The organism is Salipaludibacillus agaradhaerens (assembly GCF_002019735.1).
In the GTDB taxonomy this organism is placed as follows: domain Bacteria; phylum Bacillota; class Bacilli; order Bacillales; family Salisediminibacteriaceae; genus Salipaludibacillus; species Salipaludibacillus agaradhaerens.
This window is the reverse complement of record NZ_KV917378.1, coordinates 1,143,874-1,160,038: the sequence shown is the minus strand read 5'-3', so window position 1 is coordinate 1,160,038 and position 16,165 is coordinate 1,143,874. Positions and strand designations below refer to the sequence as shown.

Below are 16,165 nucleotides of genomic sequence, written 5' to 3'. Positions count from 1 at the left end.
ATTTACAACATCGGCTTCTGAATGGCTGATGTTGTTTTTGCATATGAGCGCTTTTTAAAATATGATAAATGTATGAACAAAGAGAGCGTAACACTATCCTCTTATGTATCATGTAGTGTACAATTTAGTGAGATTGTTTTTTAACAAACATTCTAAATAATATGTTTAAACAAGTATTTTAACTAATGATTCGGGGTGTAAATAGTGACTGAGAGTTTTAATGACACGTTTTTAAAAGCTTGCCGTAAACAGCAAGTGGATCACGTTCCTGTATGGTATATGCGACAAGCGGGGAGATCGCAGCCAGAATATCGTGAAATAAAGGAAAAATATAGTCTCGAAGACATTACACACAGGCCAGAACTTTGTGCATGGGTAACAAAATTACCTGTAGATCAATACAGTAACGATGCAGCAATCTTGTATAAGGATATTATGACACCATTACCAGGGATCGGTGTAGATGTGAAGATCAAAAAAGGGATCGGTCCCGTTATTTCTAATCCTATACGAACATTACCTGATGTGGAGAGGCTTGGCGTATTAGAGCCAGAAAAAGATGTGGATTTTGTTCTAGAGACGATAAAGCTTCTTCGTACACAGCTAAATGTTCCACTCATTGGTTTTAGCGGCGCACCGTTTACACTTGCGAGCTACATGATTGAAGGTGGTCCTTCGAAGAATTATAATAAAACGAAAGCGATGATGTATTCTCAACCAGAGGCATGGCAGAAATTAATGGACAAGCTCGGCAGTATGGTTGTCACATATGTAAAAGCGCAGATTAAGGCAGGTGCTCAGGCCATTCAAATATTTGACTCATGGGTTGGTGCTTTGAATCAACAAGATTATCGACTATTTGTTAAGCCTATCATGACGCGAATATTTTCTGAACTTAAGACTGAGGGAGTACCTCTTATTATCTTTGGGGTCGGGGCCCGACATTTAACATTGGATTGGCATGACCTCTCATTAGATGTTGTGGGACTTGATTGGCGATATCCGATTCATGAAGCGAGACAAGATGGGATTACCAAAGCTGTTCAAGGGAATCTTGATCCTTCTTTATTACTTGCTCCTTGGTCAGTAATCGAAGAAAGGGCTAAAGCCATCCTTGATGCAGGACTAAAACAACCAGGCTTTATTTTCAATTTAGGGCACGGTGTCTTTCCAGAAGTATCTCCAGAAACATTGAAAAAACTAACTAAATTTGTACATGAGTATTCAAGAGAGCAACTTGCTATAACAAATTAAGTGAAGGATGATCAACATGACTAAGACGTTAGGGCTGTTAGTAATGGCTTACGGTACGCCTCGAAAAATGGAGGAAATTGAACCGTACTATACCCATATTAGAGGTGGGAGAAAGCCGTCACAGGAACAGCTGGATGATTTAACAGACAGGTATCAAGCCATCGGAGGGATTTCTCCTTTGGCTGACATTACAAATGATCAGACGCAGAAACTTGAAGAAGAGCTTAATCGCCGGTATAAAGACAAAGAGGTGCAATTTAAAGCGTATCAAGGATTAAAGCACATTGACCCATTTGTTGAGGAAGCCGTTCATAATATGAATAAAGATGGAATTGAAGAAGCGGTTAGTATCGTTCTTGCCCCGCATTACTCTTCCTACAGCGTAAAATCATATAACGGACGTGCGAAAGAAGAAGCCAAATCAATCGGTGGTCCAACAATTACAAGTGTGGATAGCTGGTATGATGAGCCTGAATTCATCGACTATTGGGCTGAGCAAATCATTAAAACACGTGCCACTATGACAGATGAAGAAAAAGAGCATCATGTCGTTATTTTTTCTGCCCACAGTTTGCCAGAGAAGATACTTAAAAACGGGGATCCGTATCCAGATCAATTAAAAGAAACAGCTCGTCTTATCGCTAGAAAAGCGGATATTAAAAACTATGAAATTGGATGGCAAAGTGAAGGGAATACACCAGATCCATGGATTGGTCCTGATGTGCAAGATTTAACACGGGATCTCTATGAAAAGCAAGGCTACAAAGCTTTCATGTATTGTCCAGTAGGGTTTATTGCCGACCATTTGGAAGTATTATACGATAATGATTATGAGTGTAAAGTGGTGACTGACGAAGTGGGCGCTGGTTACTATAGGCCCGAGATGCCAAATGCGAAGCCAGAATTCATTCAAGCTTTAGCAACAGTTATTGAGAAAACATTAAAAGGATGATTAACTCATGACTAAACCACGAATTGCAGTAGTTGGAGGGGGAATTACAGGGCTGGCTACTGCCTTCTATTTACAAAAAGAACTTAAAGCAAAAGCAATGGATGCTGAGTTAATTCTTTACGAAGCTAGTGAACGATTAGGCGGTCGTATACAAACAGATTATGAAGAGGGATTTGTGATTGAACAAGGACCAGATTCATTTTTAGCAAGAAAGAGGAGTATGTCACAGTTAGCTGAGGAAGTAGGATTAGCTGATGATCTTGTGAGCAATCGGTCAGGCTCTTTTATACTGAATAAAGATAAACTTTATCCTATGCCTGAAGGAGCTGTTATGGGTATTCCAACTCAATGGATGCCCTTTGTAAAAACCGGCCTCTTTTCGTTGAAAGGAAAATCACGAGCAGCATTCGATCTCATATTGCCTCGAACGATGAGTGATGATGAAGACCAATCTCTCGGCTATTTTTTTCGTCGACGCCTTGGAAATGAAGTTGTGGATCATCTTATTGAACCACTTCTATCAGGCATTTATGCAGGTGATATTGATCGACTCAGCTTGAAAGCTACTTTCCCCCATTTTCAACAAATGGAAGCGAAGTATCGCAGTCTTATCATGGGTATGAAATCGTCGATGGCAAAAAAACAAACGAGTGAGAGTTCTGCGAAACAGTCGAAAAATAAAGGGATGTTTCTTACATTTAAACGTGGTTTACAGTCTTTTGTGGATGCGATTGAAACACATTTAGAGATGTGTAAAGTGGAAAAAAATAAACCCCTTAAAGAAATTGAAAAGGAGGGCGAACAATATCGACTTTCTTTTCAAGACGGGACTAGTGATGTGGTCGATCATCTCGTGCTAACGACACCTCACCAGCATACTTATGAACTTTTTAAACAACATGCATTTATGGAGCCTCTAGGTGCTATACCTGCAACATCAGTTGCAACGGTAGCTCTTGCTTATCCGAAAGACGCAGTGAAAAAAGATATTGAAGGAACAGGATTTGTAGTCTCGAAAAAGTCAAACTTTACTATTACAGCCTGTACTTGGACGCATAAAAAATGGGTGCATTCAGCCCCAGAAGATTACGCTTTACTTCGTGCTTACGTCGGGAGAGCAGGAGATGATAGTATCGTGAATAAATCAGATGAAGAGATTCTTCAAAAAGTTCGGGAAGACTTAGATCATATTATGGATATTGAGGGCGAACCAACCTTCTATAAAATTAAACGTTGGCAGGAATCAATGCCACAGTATCAAGTCGGTCATGTAGATATGATGACATATGTTTTTTCAAAATTTAAAGAGCATTATCCAAAAATTATCCTTACGGGAGCAAGTTATAACGGTATCGGCTTACCTGACTGTATTAGTCAAGGAAAATCAGCGGCGGAAGACATCATTGCTGGGTTATAGTAGAGTTCGTTCAGGGAGATATTTTTTCTCTGAGCGACTTTTTAGTTAGGTGTGTATGGTAGAAGTTTATATTGTAGTATAGGCAACCAAACAAAAAAGAAACCGTACGTTATTAACGCACGGCTTTCCACAGGGAGAGGAAATATGAGAAAGTGGGGGAGTTTATAATATATAAGTTCCCATCTAATAAAAAGATAAACATCTTTTTTGTATAAAAAATTTCAAAAGTCATTTCAGAGGCTTTCCTAATTCTTCTGTAGACTCTTAATATGTCCAGCTAATGCATACAAAGCCACATAGGAAGCAAAGTGTGAACTAAAATCATTGCCATCTTGCTGAGGATAAACTTCAACATAATCCATACCGATAACACCTAAAGAGGTAATCTCGTGAACAATATTTAAGAGCTCATATGAGGTCAACCCATTGCCATCCACAGGACCTCCAGGATTAAAAGCGTGGTCTAATACATCGCTGCAGATGCTTAAATAAACGACATCTGTATTGGCGGAAGCTATCTGATAAGCTTGGTGCGCAATAGTTCTTATATTTGACGATTGGCGGATATCGTGAATAGTCAATGTAACAGCGCCAACATCATTGGCAAGGCGGCCATTTTCTGGCTTATTCCGAGGACCATGAATGCCAAAATGGACGAGGGAGCTGTTAATAACTCCGTCTGTTTCATAAAGGCGTGCAAAAGGAGCACCACGTCCGTATGGATCACCATTCGAATGTTCATTATTATCATAGTGAGCATCAAGGTGAATGATACCAACCTTTTTACCTGTGCTTTCTATGAGACTGTTGACAATTGGAAACGTGATACCGTGGTCGCCACCAAAAGCGATGGGAAACGTCTCCTTTTCCCAAATCTTATATGAAAATTGACGTATTTTTTCCATCGTATCTTCAGGATCAGCAGGTGTGACTGCCACATCACCCATATCACCGATTTTGAGGTGTTCGAAAACATCTATATGATCTAATTCTGGTAAGTAGCCGCTGTATCTAGCAGAGCTTAACCGAATGACTTTTGGCCCGAGCTCACAGCCTGTATAATCCCCCCATGTAACGGCTCCTTCCCAAGGGACACCATAAACAGTCACGTCCATTTCTGCTGCTTTTTCTGGATACTTAACAAGATTTATCGCTTTTAAAAAACAGGGAGTATTGCCATAAATAATAGAGTCTTCCATGTAATCATCCTCCTAATTTTAAATCATAATTATAAATTCCTTTTTTTAACCTTTCATAAACCAGCTGAAAGCATAATAATTTAGGCCACTATTATTTTTTCCTTTATTTTGTCAAGAATTGTATCGTATTTAATAGAACGAACTAACTTTTTAAAGATCTGAGAAGGTTGAAGTCGATTTTTATCCAATAATAGAAAGAGCTGTCTAAAAATCATTGCCCGTATAAGTGATTAAGTAACTTATACTTAATAAGGAAGATGGAACGGGAGGAGCTGCTCAATAACGATGGATAAGCTTGAAAACCATGTGGCTAAGCTGCTTAGTGATGATAAAGAAAACATCATTAAAGAATTAAGTCGCCTTTTCAATGATATAGTAGAATCGGAGGAGGATGAGCAATGCTTAAATAAGCAATTATCTTATTTATATGATTCTTATTTAAATACAATCCAATCCGCAGAACAATCCCAAAAAACGCTTATTTACGAATATAAAATACTACAGAGTATTAATAATGTGGGTGTGATGTTATCTAAAGTGGAGAAACTACGGACTGTGCTTGTTAAAAAAATAAATAGCTTCCCAGTGACAAAAGTGGATAAGCTTGCAGCTATAGCGATTTTAAATGAGTTACTACTTCATTTACAAAAAGAAATCGCGACGAGTTCTGACAATAAAAAACACCAAGAGTTAATGTCAAAAAGACTCCAACTATCGCAAATGAAGCAGGATAGACTAGATATTTTATCAAAGTTATCCACAAGCTTTGCTCATGAAATCCGTAATCCGCTCACCTCTATAAAAGGGTTTGTCCAACTTTTAGAACAGAGACTAGAGACTATAGGTGAAGAAAGTAAATATTTCCATTACATATATAGAGAAATGGAAGAAGTCGAGCAGCAAGTTGATCAAATTTTACTGCTTTCTACAAAAAAAAACCATCAAGATTTATCGTTTAAAACGTTCTGTTTGAATCAGCTCCTTTTTAATAGTGTAGAATCATTTCAGCCTATCATTACCGAGAGTCATATTTCTTTAGAATTAGAATTGGGAGACAGGACCTATATCTATGGGATAAAAAATCAAATAAAGCTCGTTTTAAATAAACTTTTACAAAATGCATTGGACGCCCTTTTACTAAAAGACAAAGATAGAAAATTAATCATTCGATTGACGAATGAGGTTAATTGGTTAAAAATTGAATTTTTTAATAATGGACCTCCTGTTTCTCGTATGGTAGAGCAAAGCATGTTTGAACCTTTTGTAGGCACAAAAGAACTAGGCAAGGGCTTAGGTCTCGCTGTGTCTAAGCAATTAATGCGCAAACATGAGGGTGATATTTGCTATATAAGGGAGCAAGAATGGACTGTTTTTAAATTACTATTTCCAAAAGATCATCATTCTCAAAAAAATATTTACTAAAAAAGGAGAAGACCGTATGGCGTTGCCCTCACTTCTATTTCATTAAAAATGTCTACGTTTTGCAGTTCAATTATGGTAAGATAACAATTACGGTTTATTTGAGCGAAACCTTTTGAGTTAGAACTTTCATCCAAAATGACATGTTTATTAAGGAAGCTTTAGGAACAAATAGCGGCACCCATCTGTCGCTTAGGAGTGTTTGTATGGAACAAAAAGACGTTGTAAATGTTTTACGTCACTACCGTCACGATGTACTTAATCATATCCAGCTTATAAATGGTTATATCGCAATGGGGAAAATGGAGAAAGCTCATAGTTTAATTGATGATCTAGTTCGCCAAGCTAAAAATGAAAGTCATGTATCAAATTTAAATATGAATCGATTTGCTGAAGAAATATTGACATTTAATTGGTATCCTCATGCTTTCTTTTTAAGTTTTGAAGTTGTCTCTTCATCAAATGATTGGTCGAAGTGGGAAGAGGTTATTGTCTCATTTTTTAAAGCTATGATGGCATTGTTTGATACTTATGCGGTAACTGGAGAGGATCAACAAGTTTTCGTGATGATAAACGATATCAATGGTAAAGGTTTAGAGATAGACTTTCATGGAACGCTGTCCACGGATGGGAAATGGCACGAAGATATTAGGAAAATAAAGGTGACATATGCACACAATTTAACTCAATTTGAATGGAATGAATCTGAATGCTATGTGAAGTTTAATGTAGAATAAGAAAAAGTTGATGATAAGCCTGAGTGGAGGGAAAAGTAAAATGAGGTGCTAAATCCTTGTATTCTTAGCTCTATTTAGTTTGAAGTTAGCTATTTTTATTTTGCAAAGGCGCACAATGAAAGTATTCATTAAGAGGTGACAAAGATGTTTGTAGATAAGGTGAAAATATATGTTAAAGCAGGCGATGGTGGAAATGGTGTAGTCGCTTATCGACGTGAAAAATATGTACCTAATGGTGGTCCCGCAGGGGGAGATGGCGGTAAAGGTGCCGATGTAGTTTTTGAAGTTGAAGAAGGTTTGAGAACATTAATGGATTTCCGATATAAGCGACATTTTAAAGCTGATAGAGGCGAAAATGGTCGCCCTAAAAATCAACATGGAAAAAGCAGGGATGCATTAGTAGTAAAGGTTCCACCAGGAACAACTGTGTCTGATGAACATACTGGTCAAATCGTAGCAGATTTAACCGAACATGGGCAAAGAGCCATTATTGTCCGAGGTGGACGTGGTGGAAGAGGTAATTCTCGATTTGCTACACCATCTAATCCTGCTCCTGAAATTGCTGAAAATGGCGAACCGGGTCAGGAACAAGATCTCGTTCTTGAATTAAAATTATTGGCTGATGCTGGATTGGTAGGGTTTCCTAGTGTTGGGAAATCCACCTTACTTTCTGTCGTATCAGCTGCTAAACCAAAAATTGCTGATTATCATTTTACCACCTTGGCTCCGAACCTTGGTGTCGTAGAGACGGATGATCAACGAAGTTTTGTACTAGCGGATTTGCCGGGATTAATTGAAGGTGCACATGCTGGAGTTGGATTAGGTCATCAATTCCTAAAACATATCGAACGCACAAGAGTCATCGTCCATGTGATTGATATGAGTGGTACCGAAGGGAGAGATCCTTACGAAGATTATTTGACAATTAATGATGAATTAAAGCAGTATAATTTGCGGCTTACAGAGCGGCCTCAGATAATCGCTGCAAATAAAATGGACTTACCTACTTCAAAGGAGAATTTAGAAGCTTTCACTGAAAAAGTTGGAAATGAAGCTACAATATTTCCGATGTCAGCTGTAACTAAACAAGGCCTTGCTGGCCTCTTGAGAGCAGTGGCAGATATGATTGAAACAACACCCGAATTTCCACTTTATGAAGAAGAAGAAATTGATCAACGTGTCGTTTATAAATATACGAAAAAAGACGATCCTTTCTCAATAGTAAAAGATGATGATGGTGGCTTTACAATAGAGGGACATGAGATAGAGACAGTATTTAAAATGACAGACTTTAACCGGCATGATTCTGTCCAGAGATTCTCTAGAAAAATGCGACATATGGGGATTGATCAGGCTCTTAGAGATTTAGGGGCAGAAGATGGAGATACTGTTCGTATTTTAAATTATGAATTTGAGTTTATTGAATAATCTATAACGTCGTCAACGATCATTTCAGGTCAATGGCGGCGTGTTTTAACGTAACAGATGGACGTATGAAAATTCAGAAAAAGAGCTGTATGAGTATTGTCAACTTATTAAACGAACTTTATAATAATGAAATAGGGTTATTGTCTGGGTGGTGATTAACGTGGAAAAGAAGTCAGAGCAATTTTATCTTGTGCGGGAAGATATGCTCCCTGAGGCAATGTTAAAGACAGTTGAAGCAAAGAAGCTTCTCGAGAATGGTAAGCAAGCTAAGATAAATGAAGTAGTTAAACAAGTGAATTTGAGCAGAAGTGCTTTTTACAAATATAAAGATGGCATTTTTCCTTTTCATACGATGGTTAAGGAAAAGATTATTACATTATCAGTCCATTTAGAGGACCAGTCTGGTGCCCTTTCACAGTTGTTGTCAACAGTAGCTGGATCGGGGGCAAATGTTTTAACGATCAATCAAACAATACCACTTCAAGGACGGGCAACAATTACCTTAACAATTGAAACGGCAGCGATGGATATTGAAATCACAGTGTTATTAAATAAATTAGAAGAAATAGAGCCAGTTGTTAAGGTTGAAGTCATCGGGTCTGGTGCGTAGAATACAGAGAAGTGACATGTGAAGGAGTGACATTAGCGTGGAAAAAGTCGGTTATTTAGGGCCCATGGGGTCGTTTACTGAAGCTGCGGCAGAAAGACTTATACCTCATGGGGAGCGGATTCCGTTTCGGTCTATTCCAGATACGATGGACGCAGTAAAAGAAGGTGTGGTAGATCAAGCTGTTGTCCCATTGGAGAATGCTATTGAGGGATCTGTTAACATTACATTAGATTATTTTATTCATCAACAGCGTCTGACGATGGCAGCTGAAATTGTGGCACCAATAGAACAACATTTGCTCGTGGAGCCTTCAAGGGAATCTACGTGGGAATCAGTAGATATCGTTTACTCCCATCCGCAGGCGATTGCGCAATGTCATCAGTTTATAAGAAAATTTTTGCCTCATGCAGAGATTGCATATGAAAACTCTACAGCTGCGGCAGCGCAGTATATTCATGAGCACCCAGAGGAGAATGCTGCTGCAATTGCTAATATTGTTGCAGCCAGTTCTTATGGCTTAAGCATCGCGCAAAAGAAGATTAACGATTATGATAACAATCGAACACGGTTTATTCTTCTTAAAAATAATAATAGCCTTTATGCTAACGAATTAATATCTTCAAACACTCAATATAAAACAACGCTGATGATCAGTTTGGCTTCCGACTTTTCTGGGGCTTTACATCAAGTACTAGCTGCATTTGCTTGGCGAAAAATTAATTTATCAAAAATTGAATCTCGGCCGACAAAAACGGGTTTGGGTAATTATTACTTTATTATTGATGTGGCTATGCAGCAAGATCAGATTTTAATTCCAGGTGTATGTGAAGAATTAAGAGCACTGGGATGTGAAGTAGAAGTATTAGGAAGCTATCCGTGCTTTACTTTGGAAGAACTTAACGGGTTTGAATCTAAGGTTATGGCAGAAAAATAACGTCAACATACACAGATAAGAAAGGTGCTTATATGCATCTTGATTAAGACTTCGTAAGCTAGGATATAAAAAGTCCTAGCTTTTTAATATGTAACTTGACTGAAAAGGGTGGAACAACTAACACGACTTTTGATATGGGTGAAGTATGTAGACAGTGATTTTTACCCTTTTTTAAATACTTTATGAACTATTCCTAATCCCCTGATTTTCCCTATGGATGGTGCTTTTCAAAGAAGTCGTCTTCAGCTAAATAGCGATAGAATCTCTCTTGCATTTTCAATCTTTAGAATGTGCTTGTGCTCCCCGACTTTATATATGGTCTTTTAAAAAGCGAACATTAATCGGATTGTTTTGTTCGATTTTGTGAAGTTGATCCCAGATACTTAGCCATTATCAAAACCGCCACTTCTATAATCTTACTTCAATGCATATAGTTTTGTGAGATAAAACTGCCATTTAGGTATATTTATAGTGACAATTCGCCCATGGATGCATAGGATACAATGAGATTGTATGGGAGGGATCTGTAAAGTGAAAATACACATTGTTCAAAAAGGAGATACATTGTGGAAATTATCAAAAAAATACGGAGTTGATTTTGAAAACCTTAAATCGGCAAACCAGCATTTGACGAATCCAGATTTAATTATGCCTGGTATGAAAATAAATATTCCTACTGCGGGTATAACAAATCCAAAAAATGTGCCTTATCAAGGTGAAGGTGCACCAATGACAAAAGAGCAGCCAATAAAAAAAGAAATGCCCCAAGTACAGCCAATTGAAGAAATCCCAACTAAAAAAGAAGTGAAAAAAAAGGCTCCTACGCCGCCACCAGCAGTAGCACCTGCACCAGCTCCACCGCCTGAGCTAAAGCCAACTTATCAGATGCAGCAAGCAAAGATGAATGTGAATATTTATAAACAGCCGGCAGCTGTACCGAAAGTACCAATGCCACCTCCGGCCAAAAAGCCGAAAGAATTACCAAAAAAACCAAAAGAATTACCTAAAAAGCCGATTTCTAAGCCAGAACCTAAAGTAGCTCCGAAAGAAATGGTCGTACCTAAACCAGTGAAAAAATTGCCAGAAAAAAAGAAGCCTGTAGCAAAACCTAAAATGAAGCCTCAACCTATGCCATTGCCTATACAGCAGCCTATCTACCCGATTAGCCCTGTAACAGAGGGCTGTATACCATTGTCAACTTTATGTGGATGTCAACCATACGGTATGTGGCCACATCAACCTATGTCGATGCCTGCCATGCACCAGCCAATGTACATGATGCCTTATTATCCACAACAACAAGCACCATTAATGCCATCTCAACAGATGATGTACAGAGGCGAAGAAAGAGAAGATTTAGTTGAAGATGAGTATACAACAGCTGAATATGGAGATCTTACAGAAGTCCACAAACAACAATTTGATACTCATAAATCAACTCATTACTATAACTATAATCCACATGATCCATTTTACAGAATGATGCCTTGGACTTATCCAGTTTCAACTCCAGCACAACATGTGAATGACGCTGCCGTAGAAGAGGATGAAGATAACTAAGGAACGAGCTCATGGCTTAAATTGACAGGATTATTTCCTTCCTTTCTGTTCACTCTAAGGGGTGAAAGGAGGAGGATGAATGAAAAAGGTTGCCTTATGTTTATCTGTTATCACTCTAATGTTTACAGGTGTGACAGGTTGCGGAGATGTAGACAATGCGAATGTAGAAGGACAAAATTATGGTTTGCAAGGACGAAATCAAACTGGCTTGCAACAAGGATTTACACATGATGGAACAGGTATGGGTGCTGCTCACTATGGTCAAGATGCCAGATCGCCTAGAGGTGCTGGAACAGGTCAGGGGCGTGTCATTACAGATACCGGAGCTGGTTATGGTGGAGCGTTTAGAGGAACAGGTGCTGCCTATGATGGACGTGGTGGCTTGATGCAAGGAGATGCTCATTTCGGTGGTCAACAAGGAATGATGACACGAGATGAACGTTATGGTACCGGTGCTCAGGCACGAGATGGTCGTGCAAGAGGATTTCAAGCGGGTCAAAACCGTCGAGGTGGATTTTCAAGAGGTATTACTGGAAATGACCGTCGTGGAATGGTAGACGATAATGGCCTTCTTAATGGCACAATGCGTGGTTTCAATAGAACAGGTAATCATGTAAACCGTGGTACACGTGATCAAATGCACGGTGGTACAGCAATTGAGCGTAACCAACCACGGGGCCAACAAAGAGGGTTTGGTCAAGGGAAAGAAAAAGGACAGCAACAAGCATACTACGACAGTGACGATGGTCGCTTAGCCAGTAGGATTGAAAATCGTGTAGAAGGTCTTGATGAGGTACGTGATTGTGATGTTGTTGTTAACGACAACAATGTAATTATTGGGGTTGAACCAGAAGGTAATGACGGTGAACAAGTGGAAGACCGTGTGCGTTCTTTTGTAGAAGATATGGATGAGAACAAACAAGTTCATGTCGTCACTGAACGTAATGGTGCAGAAAAGATCCATGATATGGAGAATCGCCTTCGAGATGGTGAACCATTTGAAGAAGTAGGCGCAACATTTAATGCCATGCTGGATGATTTAGGGGATGCCATTCAAAGACCATTCGAACGAACAAGATAACATTGATGACAAAGGATGCCTTGATGTATAAGGCATTCTTTTTTATCCTGTTTTAAAATTGTCATTATATTCTCACCTTAATTTAGCCTTCTCTTCTATGGCACTTTTCCAGTTTGTGCTATAGTAAATAGGAGATGAATTAACAGGGGGAAAGAAGAATGGCAGGACATTCAAAATGGAGTAATATTAAGCATCGTAAAGGCCGACAAGATGCAAAAAAAGGAAAGATATTCACGAAGCTTTCTAAAGAGATTTTCCAAGCTGTTAGAGATGGTGGAAGTGATCCCACAACTAACACAAATTTACGGCTGGCTATTGAGAAAGCGAAGCAAGCCAATATGCCAAACGATAATATTGAACGGACAATGAATAAAGCATTAGGTAATTTAGAAGGTGTCACTTATGAGGAAATAATTTATGAAGGTTATGCGCCTCATGGTGTAGCGATATATGTTCAAGCATTAACAGATAATAAAAACCGGACAGCTGCAGAAGTTCGATTAGCTTTTAATAAAAACAACGGTAACCTTGGAGAAAGTGGATGTGTCGCTTTTATGTTTGCTCGAAAAGGATGCCTTGTATTTGAAAAAGCCCGAGAGCTAGATGAAGAAATTGTCTTGCTTGAAGCGATTGAGGCTGGGGCGGAAGATGTCAAAATTGGAACTGACGCTTTTGAAGTTATCACGGCTCCAGAAGATTTTGAGCACGTAAAGCAGTTATTACCTAATGCAATAGATTCAAAGCCCATTTTTGCAGAAGTGACGATGCTTCCGAGCACAACCACTACAGTAAATGATGAACAAGCGGCTGATATTATTCAACTCATTGAGACATTAGAAGACAATGATGATGTTCAAAATGTTTATCATAATCTTGAAATAACCAATTAGTATTTTTTAGGGATATTTTGCCTTAGTAGTGGCTATGCTAAATATGATTGTCGTGAATCCGAATCCATTTTACTTAACTGAGGAGGCGACACACAAATGCTACTACTAGGAACACGGCGTGGGGACGAAAACGTTTATAAATTAAAAAAAAGAACTTATGTTTCATTCGTTTGTTGTTTAATAATCGTATGCACTTTAATAACCTTAAGCCATGAAGCTCATGCTGAAAAAACGCCGGTGGCAGGTGGACCTCGGGAGGTTGAAGTAATTCTCCAAAGAGTGTATCTTGATGGTGAAGTAAGTGAAGAAGAGGTAGTAGAGACTATCTGGTCAATGGAAGATTTCTGGTCTTACTATGAAGATTGGGAAGTTATTGATTTAAATGAGCACCAAATCATTTTCAAAAAAGAAGTTAATGATATTTCACCGTTAATGAAAATGCATGGTTATTTTGGTATGGCAGAAGACGGTACGTTAAGTATTTATAATGGTAAACCATCAGAAAAAGACGTTATTCAGTCGTTCTTTCAAATAAATACATCAGAATTAAAAAGTCATTTACACGACTCACTAATAGAGGGTATCCCTGTCTCAACAAAGGATCAATATTTTCAGGTCTTAAAACTTTACGAAGAATATGCCATTAATGAGATGTAATATATGATTAAAGCTACCAGTTTAAAGGTAGCTTTTTCGCTTTTATAATTTACAACATAAGAATACGAACTGTATCGAGATAGAATGTGTTAAAATAGAAATATGTGTTCGTATAATGATTTTTATAAGTGGGGGAAACAAGTGTGATTGAATGTTTAACTGGAAAAGTTATAAATATTGAGCCAGAAACGGTTGTCGTAGATGTCAATGGGGTTGGCTATTTAGTGTACTGTGGCAATCCTTACAAATTTGGTGAATGGATGGACAATAGTATCACAATATATACGTATCAGCATGTCAGAGAAGATGCGATACGCTTGTATGGTTTTTTTCATCGAGAGGAAAGAAGGTTATTTGAAAAATTACTGCAAGTATCAGGAATAGGGCCAAAAGGGGCGCTCGCTATTGTGGCTGCAGAACAGCCTGAACTCGTAATTCAAGCGATAGAAAATGAAGATGAATCCTTTTTAGTGAAGTTTCCTGGAGTCGGAAAAAAAACAGCAAGACAAATGATTTTAGACCTTAAAGGAAAAGTAGCTGAACTTGTTCCGTCACTAACTGAAACGAGCGAACACGTAAGCGATGTGGTGAATCGACATACGACATCATCACTTTCTAAAGAGTTGGACGAGGCTCTTGAAGCATTACGTGCTTTAGGGTATGTGGAACGAGAAATTAAAAAGGTACAACCGATATTGGAGAAACAGGAGCTTACAACAGATGAGTACATAAAATTAGCTTTGAAAGAGATGCTAAAAAGCTAATAGACGCGAAGTCATACGTCAATGTATCGGAGGAAGATAGAATGGAAGAACGTATTGTCAGCGGGGACTCGCAAGGATACGAAGAATGGGAAGAGCGAAGTTTGAGGCCACAGTCGCTGTCGCAATATATTGGTCAGCAATCAGTGAAAGATAATTTAAAGGTGTTTATTGAAGCGGCGAAAATGCGTGAAGAATGTCTTGATCATGTATTATTATATGGCCCCCCTGGTTTAGGGAAAACAACTTTGTCACTTATTATTGCAAACGAAATGGGAGTAAACTTACGGACAACGTCTGGTCCAGCCATTGAACGTCCAGGAGATTTGGCTGCTGTTTTAACAGGCTTAGAGCCAGGAGATGTTTTATTTATTGATGAAATCCATCGGCTAAATCGTTCTGTAGAGGAAGTCCTTTATCCAGCCATGGAGGATTATTTTCTTGATATTGTTATTGGGAAAGGCCCATCAGCTCGATCAGTGCGTCTTGATTTACCTCCGTTTACCCTTGTAGGGGCCACAACTCGTGCAGGTATGTTATCAGCCCCCTTACGTGATCGATTTGGGGTGGTGAGCCGGTTGGAGTATTACACGGCAGAAGAACTGCAAGAAATTGTTGAAAGAACTGCTGATGTATTAGAGGTTAAAATGGATAAGCAAGCGGCAGAGGAAGTCGCAAAACGATCACGGGGAACACCGCGAATTGCTAATCGTATTCTTAAAAGAGTGAGAGATTTCGCTCAAGTAAGAGGAGATGGCACGATTAATTATGCTATAACAGATGAAGCCCTTAAACTGTTACAAGTAGATAAATTAGGTCTTGACCATATTGATCATAAACTATTAATAAATATTATTGAAAAATTTAGAGGGGGACCAGTGGGACTCGATACAATTGCTGCTACAATTGGTGAAGAATCTCACACGATTGAAGATGTCTATGAGCCATACTTGATGCAGATCGGTTTTTTACAGCGGACACCGAGGGGGCGTATGGTAACGTCTTCTGTTTATAACCATTTTAATTTGGAGGTGCCGGGAAAGTGAACCAATTTCCTAAACTTCTTATTTTGATCGGTCTTGTTCTTATTGTTGCTGGATTAATTTGGCAAGTGGGTGGTCGGTTTATATCCTTAGGAAAACTTCCTGGAGACATTGTTATCCGACGGGAAAATGCTACTTTTTATTTTCCTATTATGACGTCAATTATAATTAGTATCGTTATCTCCATCGTTTTATATTTGTTTGGAAGATTTCGTTAGTCTAG

At 38.6% G+C, this 16,165-nt stretch carries 16 protein-coding genes; 15 read left to right on the top strand and 1 reads right to left on the bottom strand.

The features are described from left to right. The first annotated feature begins 204 nt into the window (after positions 1–204). The 3 genes from hemE to hemY are packed head-to-tail and all read left to right on the top strand — an operon-like array spanning position 205 to position 3,623. On the top strand, positions 205–1,254 hold the full coding sequence (gene hemE / locus BK581_RS05590; protein ID WP_078577246.1) for a uroporphyrinogen decarboxylase: 1,050 nt from the start codon (positions 205–207) through the stop codon (positions 1,252–1,254). Positions 1,255–1,270: 16 nt separating this feature from the next. Continuing rightward, positions 1,271–2,206, top strand: coding sequence for a ferrochelatase (gene hemH / locus BK581_RS05585; protein WP_078577245.1), 936 nt, complete (start codon positions 1,271–1,273; stop codon positions 2,204–2,206). A gap of 7 nt (positions 2,207–2,213) precedes the next feature. Beyond that, the gene (hemY, locus tag BK581_RS05580; protein ID WP_078577244.1) at positions 2,214–3,623 is read left to right on the top strand and encodes a protoporphyrinogen oxidase; all 1,410 of its coding nucleotides are present in this window, start codon (positions 2,214–2,216) and stop codon (positions 3,621–3,623) included. A 245-nt stretch (positions 3,624–3,868) separates the two neighbouring features. On the opposite strand, the gene BK581_RS05575 is transcribed toward hemY, so the two are convergent. After that, the gene (locus tag BK581_RS05575) at positions 3,869–4,822 is read right to left on the bottom strand and encodes an agmatinase family protein (protein WP_078577243.1); all 954 of its coding nucleotides are present in this window, start codon (positions 4,820–4,822) and stop codon (positions 3,869–3,871) included. A 285-nt stretch (positions 4,823–5,107) separates the two neighbouring features. On the opposite strand from BK581_RS05575, the gene BK581_RS05570 reads away from it, so the two are divergent. From BK581_RS05570 to BK581_RS05515, 12 genes are all read left to right on the top strand, one after another. Continuing rightward, entirely contained in the window at positions 5,108–6,244 is a 1,137-nt protein-coding gene (locus BK581_RS05570; RefSeq protein WP_078577242.1) for a sensor histidine kinase, read from the top strand. 203 nt (positions 6,245–6,447) lie between these two features. Continuing rightward, positions 6,448–6,978, top strand: a complete 531-nt coding sequence (locus BK581_RS05565; protein WP_169837554.1) for a Spo0B C-terminal domain-containing protein — start codon at positions 6,448–6,450, stop codon at positions 6,976–6,978. Between the two features lie 144 nt (positions 6,979–7,122). Beyond that, positions 7,123–8,406 carry a GTPase ObgE gene (gene obgE, locus BK581_RS05560; RefSeq protein WP_078577240.1) on the top strand — a complete coding sequence of 428 codons (1,284 nt, stop codon included), beginning with the start codon at positions 7,123–7,125 and terminating at the stop codon, positions 8,404–8,406. A gap of 160 nt (positions 8,407–8,566) precedes the next feature. After that, on the top strand, positions 8,567–9,016 hold the full coding sequence (locus BK581_RS05555; protein WP_078577239.1) for an ACT domain-containing protein: 450 nt from the start codon (positions 8,567–8,569) through the stop codon (positions 9,014–9,016). A gap of 31 nt (positions 9,017–9,047) precedes the next feature. Next, positions 9,048–9,950 (top strand): prephenate dehydratase, encoded by a 903-nt coding sequence (pheA, locus tag BK581_RS05550; RefSeq protein WP_078577238.1) that lies wholly within the window; start codon positions 9,048–9,050, stop codon positions 9,948–9,950. A 531-nt stretch (positions 9,951–10,481) separates the two neighbouring features. After that, on the top strand, positions 10,482–11,510 hold the full coding sequence (safA, locus tag BK581_RS05545) for a SafA/ExsA family spore coat assembly protein (RefSeq protein WP_169837552.1): 1,029 nt from the start codon (positions 10,482–10,484) through the stop codon (positions 11,508–11,510). A 79-nt stretch (positions 11,511–11,589) separates the two neighbouring features. Then, complete coding sequence (locus BK581_RS05540; RefSeq protein WP_078577236.1) at positions 11,590–12,591, top strand: YhcN/YlaJ family sporulation lipoprotein; 1,002 nt, start codon at positions 11,590–11,592, stop codon at positions 12,589–12,591. Positions 12,592–12,749: 158 nt separating this feature from the next. Beyond that, positions 12,750–13,481, top strand: a complete 732-nt coding sequence (locus tag BK581_RS05535) for a YebC/PmpR family DNA-binding transcriptional regulator (RefSeq protein ID WP_078577235.1) — start codon at positions 12,750–12,752, stop codon at positions 13,479–13,481. A 96-nt stretch (positions 13,482–13,577) separates the two neighbouring features. Then, a complete protein-coding gene (locus BK581_RS05530; protein WP_078577234.1) occupies positions 13,578–14,138 on the top strand; it encodes a BofC C-terminal domain-containing protein in 561 nt (186 codons plus the stop codon). A gap of 143 nt (positions 14,139–14,281) precedes the next feature. Beyond that, complete coding sequence (gene ruvA, locus BK581_RS05525; RefSeq protein WP_078577233.1) at positions 14,282–14,902, top strand: Holliday junction branch migration protein RuvA; 621 nt, start codon at positions 14,282–14,284, stop codon at positions 14,900–14,902. A gap of 41 nt (positions 14,903–14,943) precedes the next feature. Beyond that, entirely contained in the window at positions 14,944–15,945 is a 1,002-nt protein-coding gene (gene ruvB / locus BK581_RS05520; RefSeq protein ID WP_078577232.1) for a Holliday junction branch migration DNA helicase RuvB, read from the top strand. Next, a complete protein-coding gene (locus BK581_RS05515; protein ID WP_078577231.1) occupies positions 15,942–16,160 on the top strand; it encodes a DUF2905 domain-containing protein in 219 nt (72 codons plus the stop codon). The genes ruvB and BK581_RS05515 overlap by 4 nt, the downstream gene beginning before the upstream one ends. Positions 16,161–16,165 lie beyond the last annotated feature (5 nt).

Bases quoted from the DNA above. Each gene is read 5' to 3' on its own strand.
- BK581_RS05540 (WP_078577236.1), top strand. From the start codon at position 11,590: ATGAAAAAGGTTGCCTTATGTTTATCTGTTATCACTCTAATGTTTACA.
- BK581_RS05565 (WP_169837554.1), top strand. From the start codon at position 6,448: ATGGAACAAAAAGACGTTGTAAATGTTTTACGTCACTACCGTCACGAT.
- obgE (WP_078577240.1), top strand. From the start codon at position 7,123: ATGTTTGTAGATAAGGTGAAAATATATGTTAAAGCAGGCGATGGTGGA.
- BK581_RS05575 (WP_078577243.1), bottom strand. From the start codon at position 4,822: ATGGAAGACTCTATTATTTATGGCAATACTCCCTGTTTTTTAAAAGCG.
- ruvB (WP_078577232.1), top strand. From the start codon at position 14,944: ATGGAAGAACGTATTGTCAGCGGGGACTCGCAAGGATACGAAGAATGG.
- hemH (WP_078577245.1), top strand. From the start codon at position 1,271: ATGACTAAGACGTTAGGGCTGTTAGTAATGGCTTACGGTACGCCTCGA.
- BK581_RS05530 (WP_078577234.1), top strand. From the start codon at position 13,578: ATGCTACTACTAGGAACACGGCGTGGGGACGAAAACGTTTATAAATTA.
- hemY (WP_078577244.1), top strand. From the start codon at position 2,214: ATGACTAAACCACGAATTGCAGTAGTTGGAGGGGGAATTACAGGGCTG.
- BK581_RS05570 (WP_078577242.1), top strand. From the start codon at position 5,108: ATGGATAAGCTTGAAAACCATGTGGCTAAGCTGCTTAGTGATGATAAA.
- BK581_RS05535 (WP_078577235.1), top strand. From the start codon at position 12,750: ATGGCAGGACATTCAAAATGGAGTAATATTAAGCATCGTAAAGGCCGA.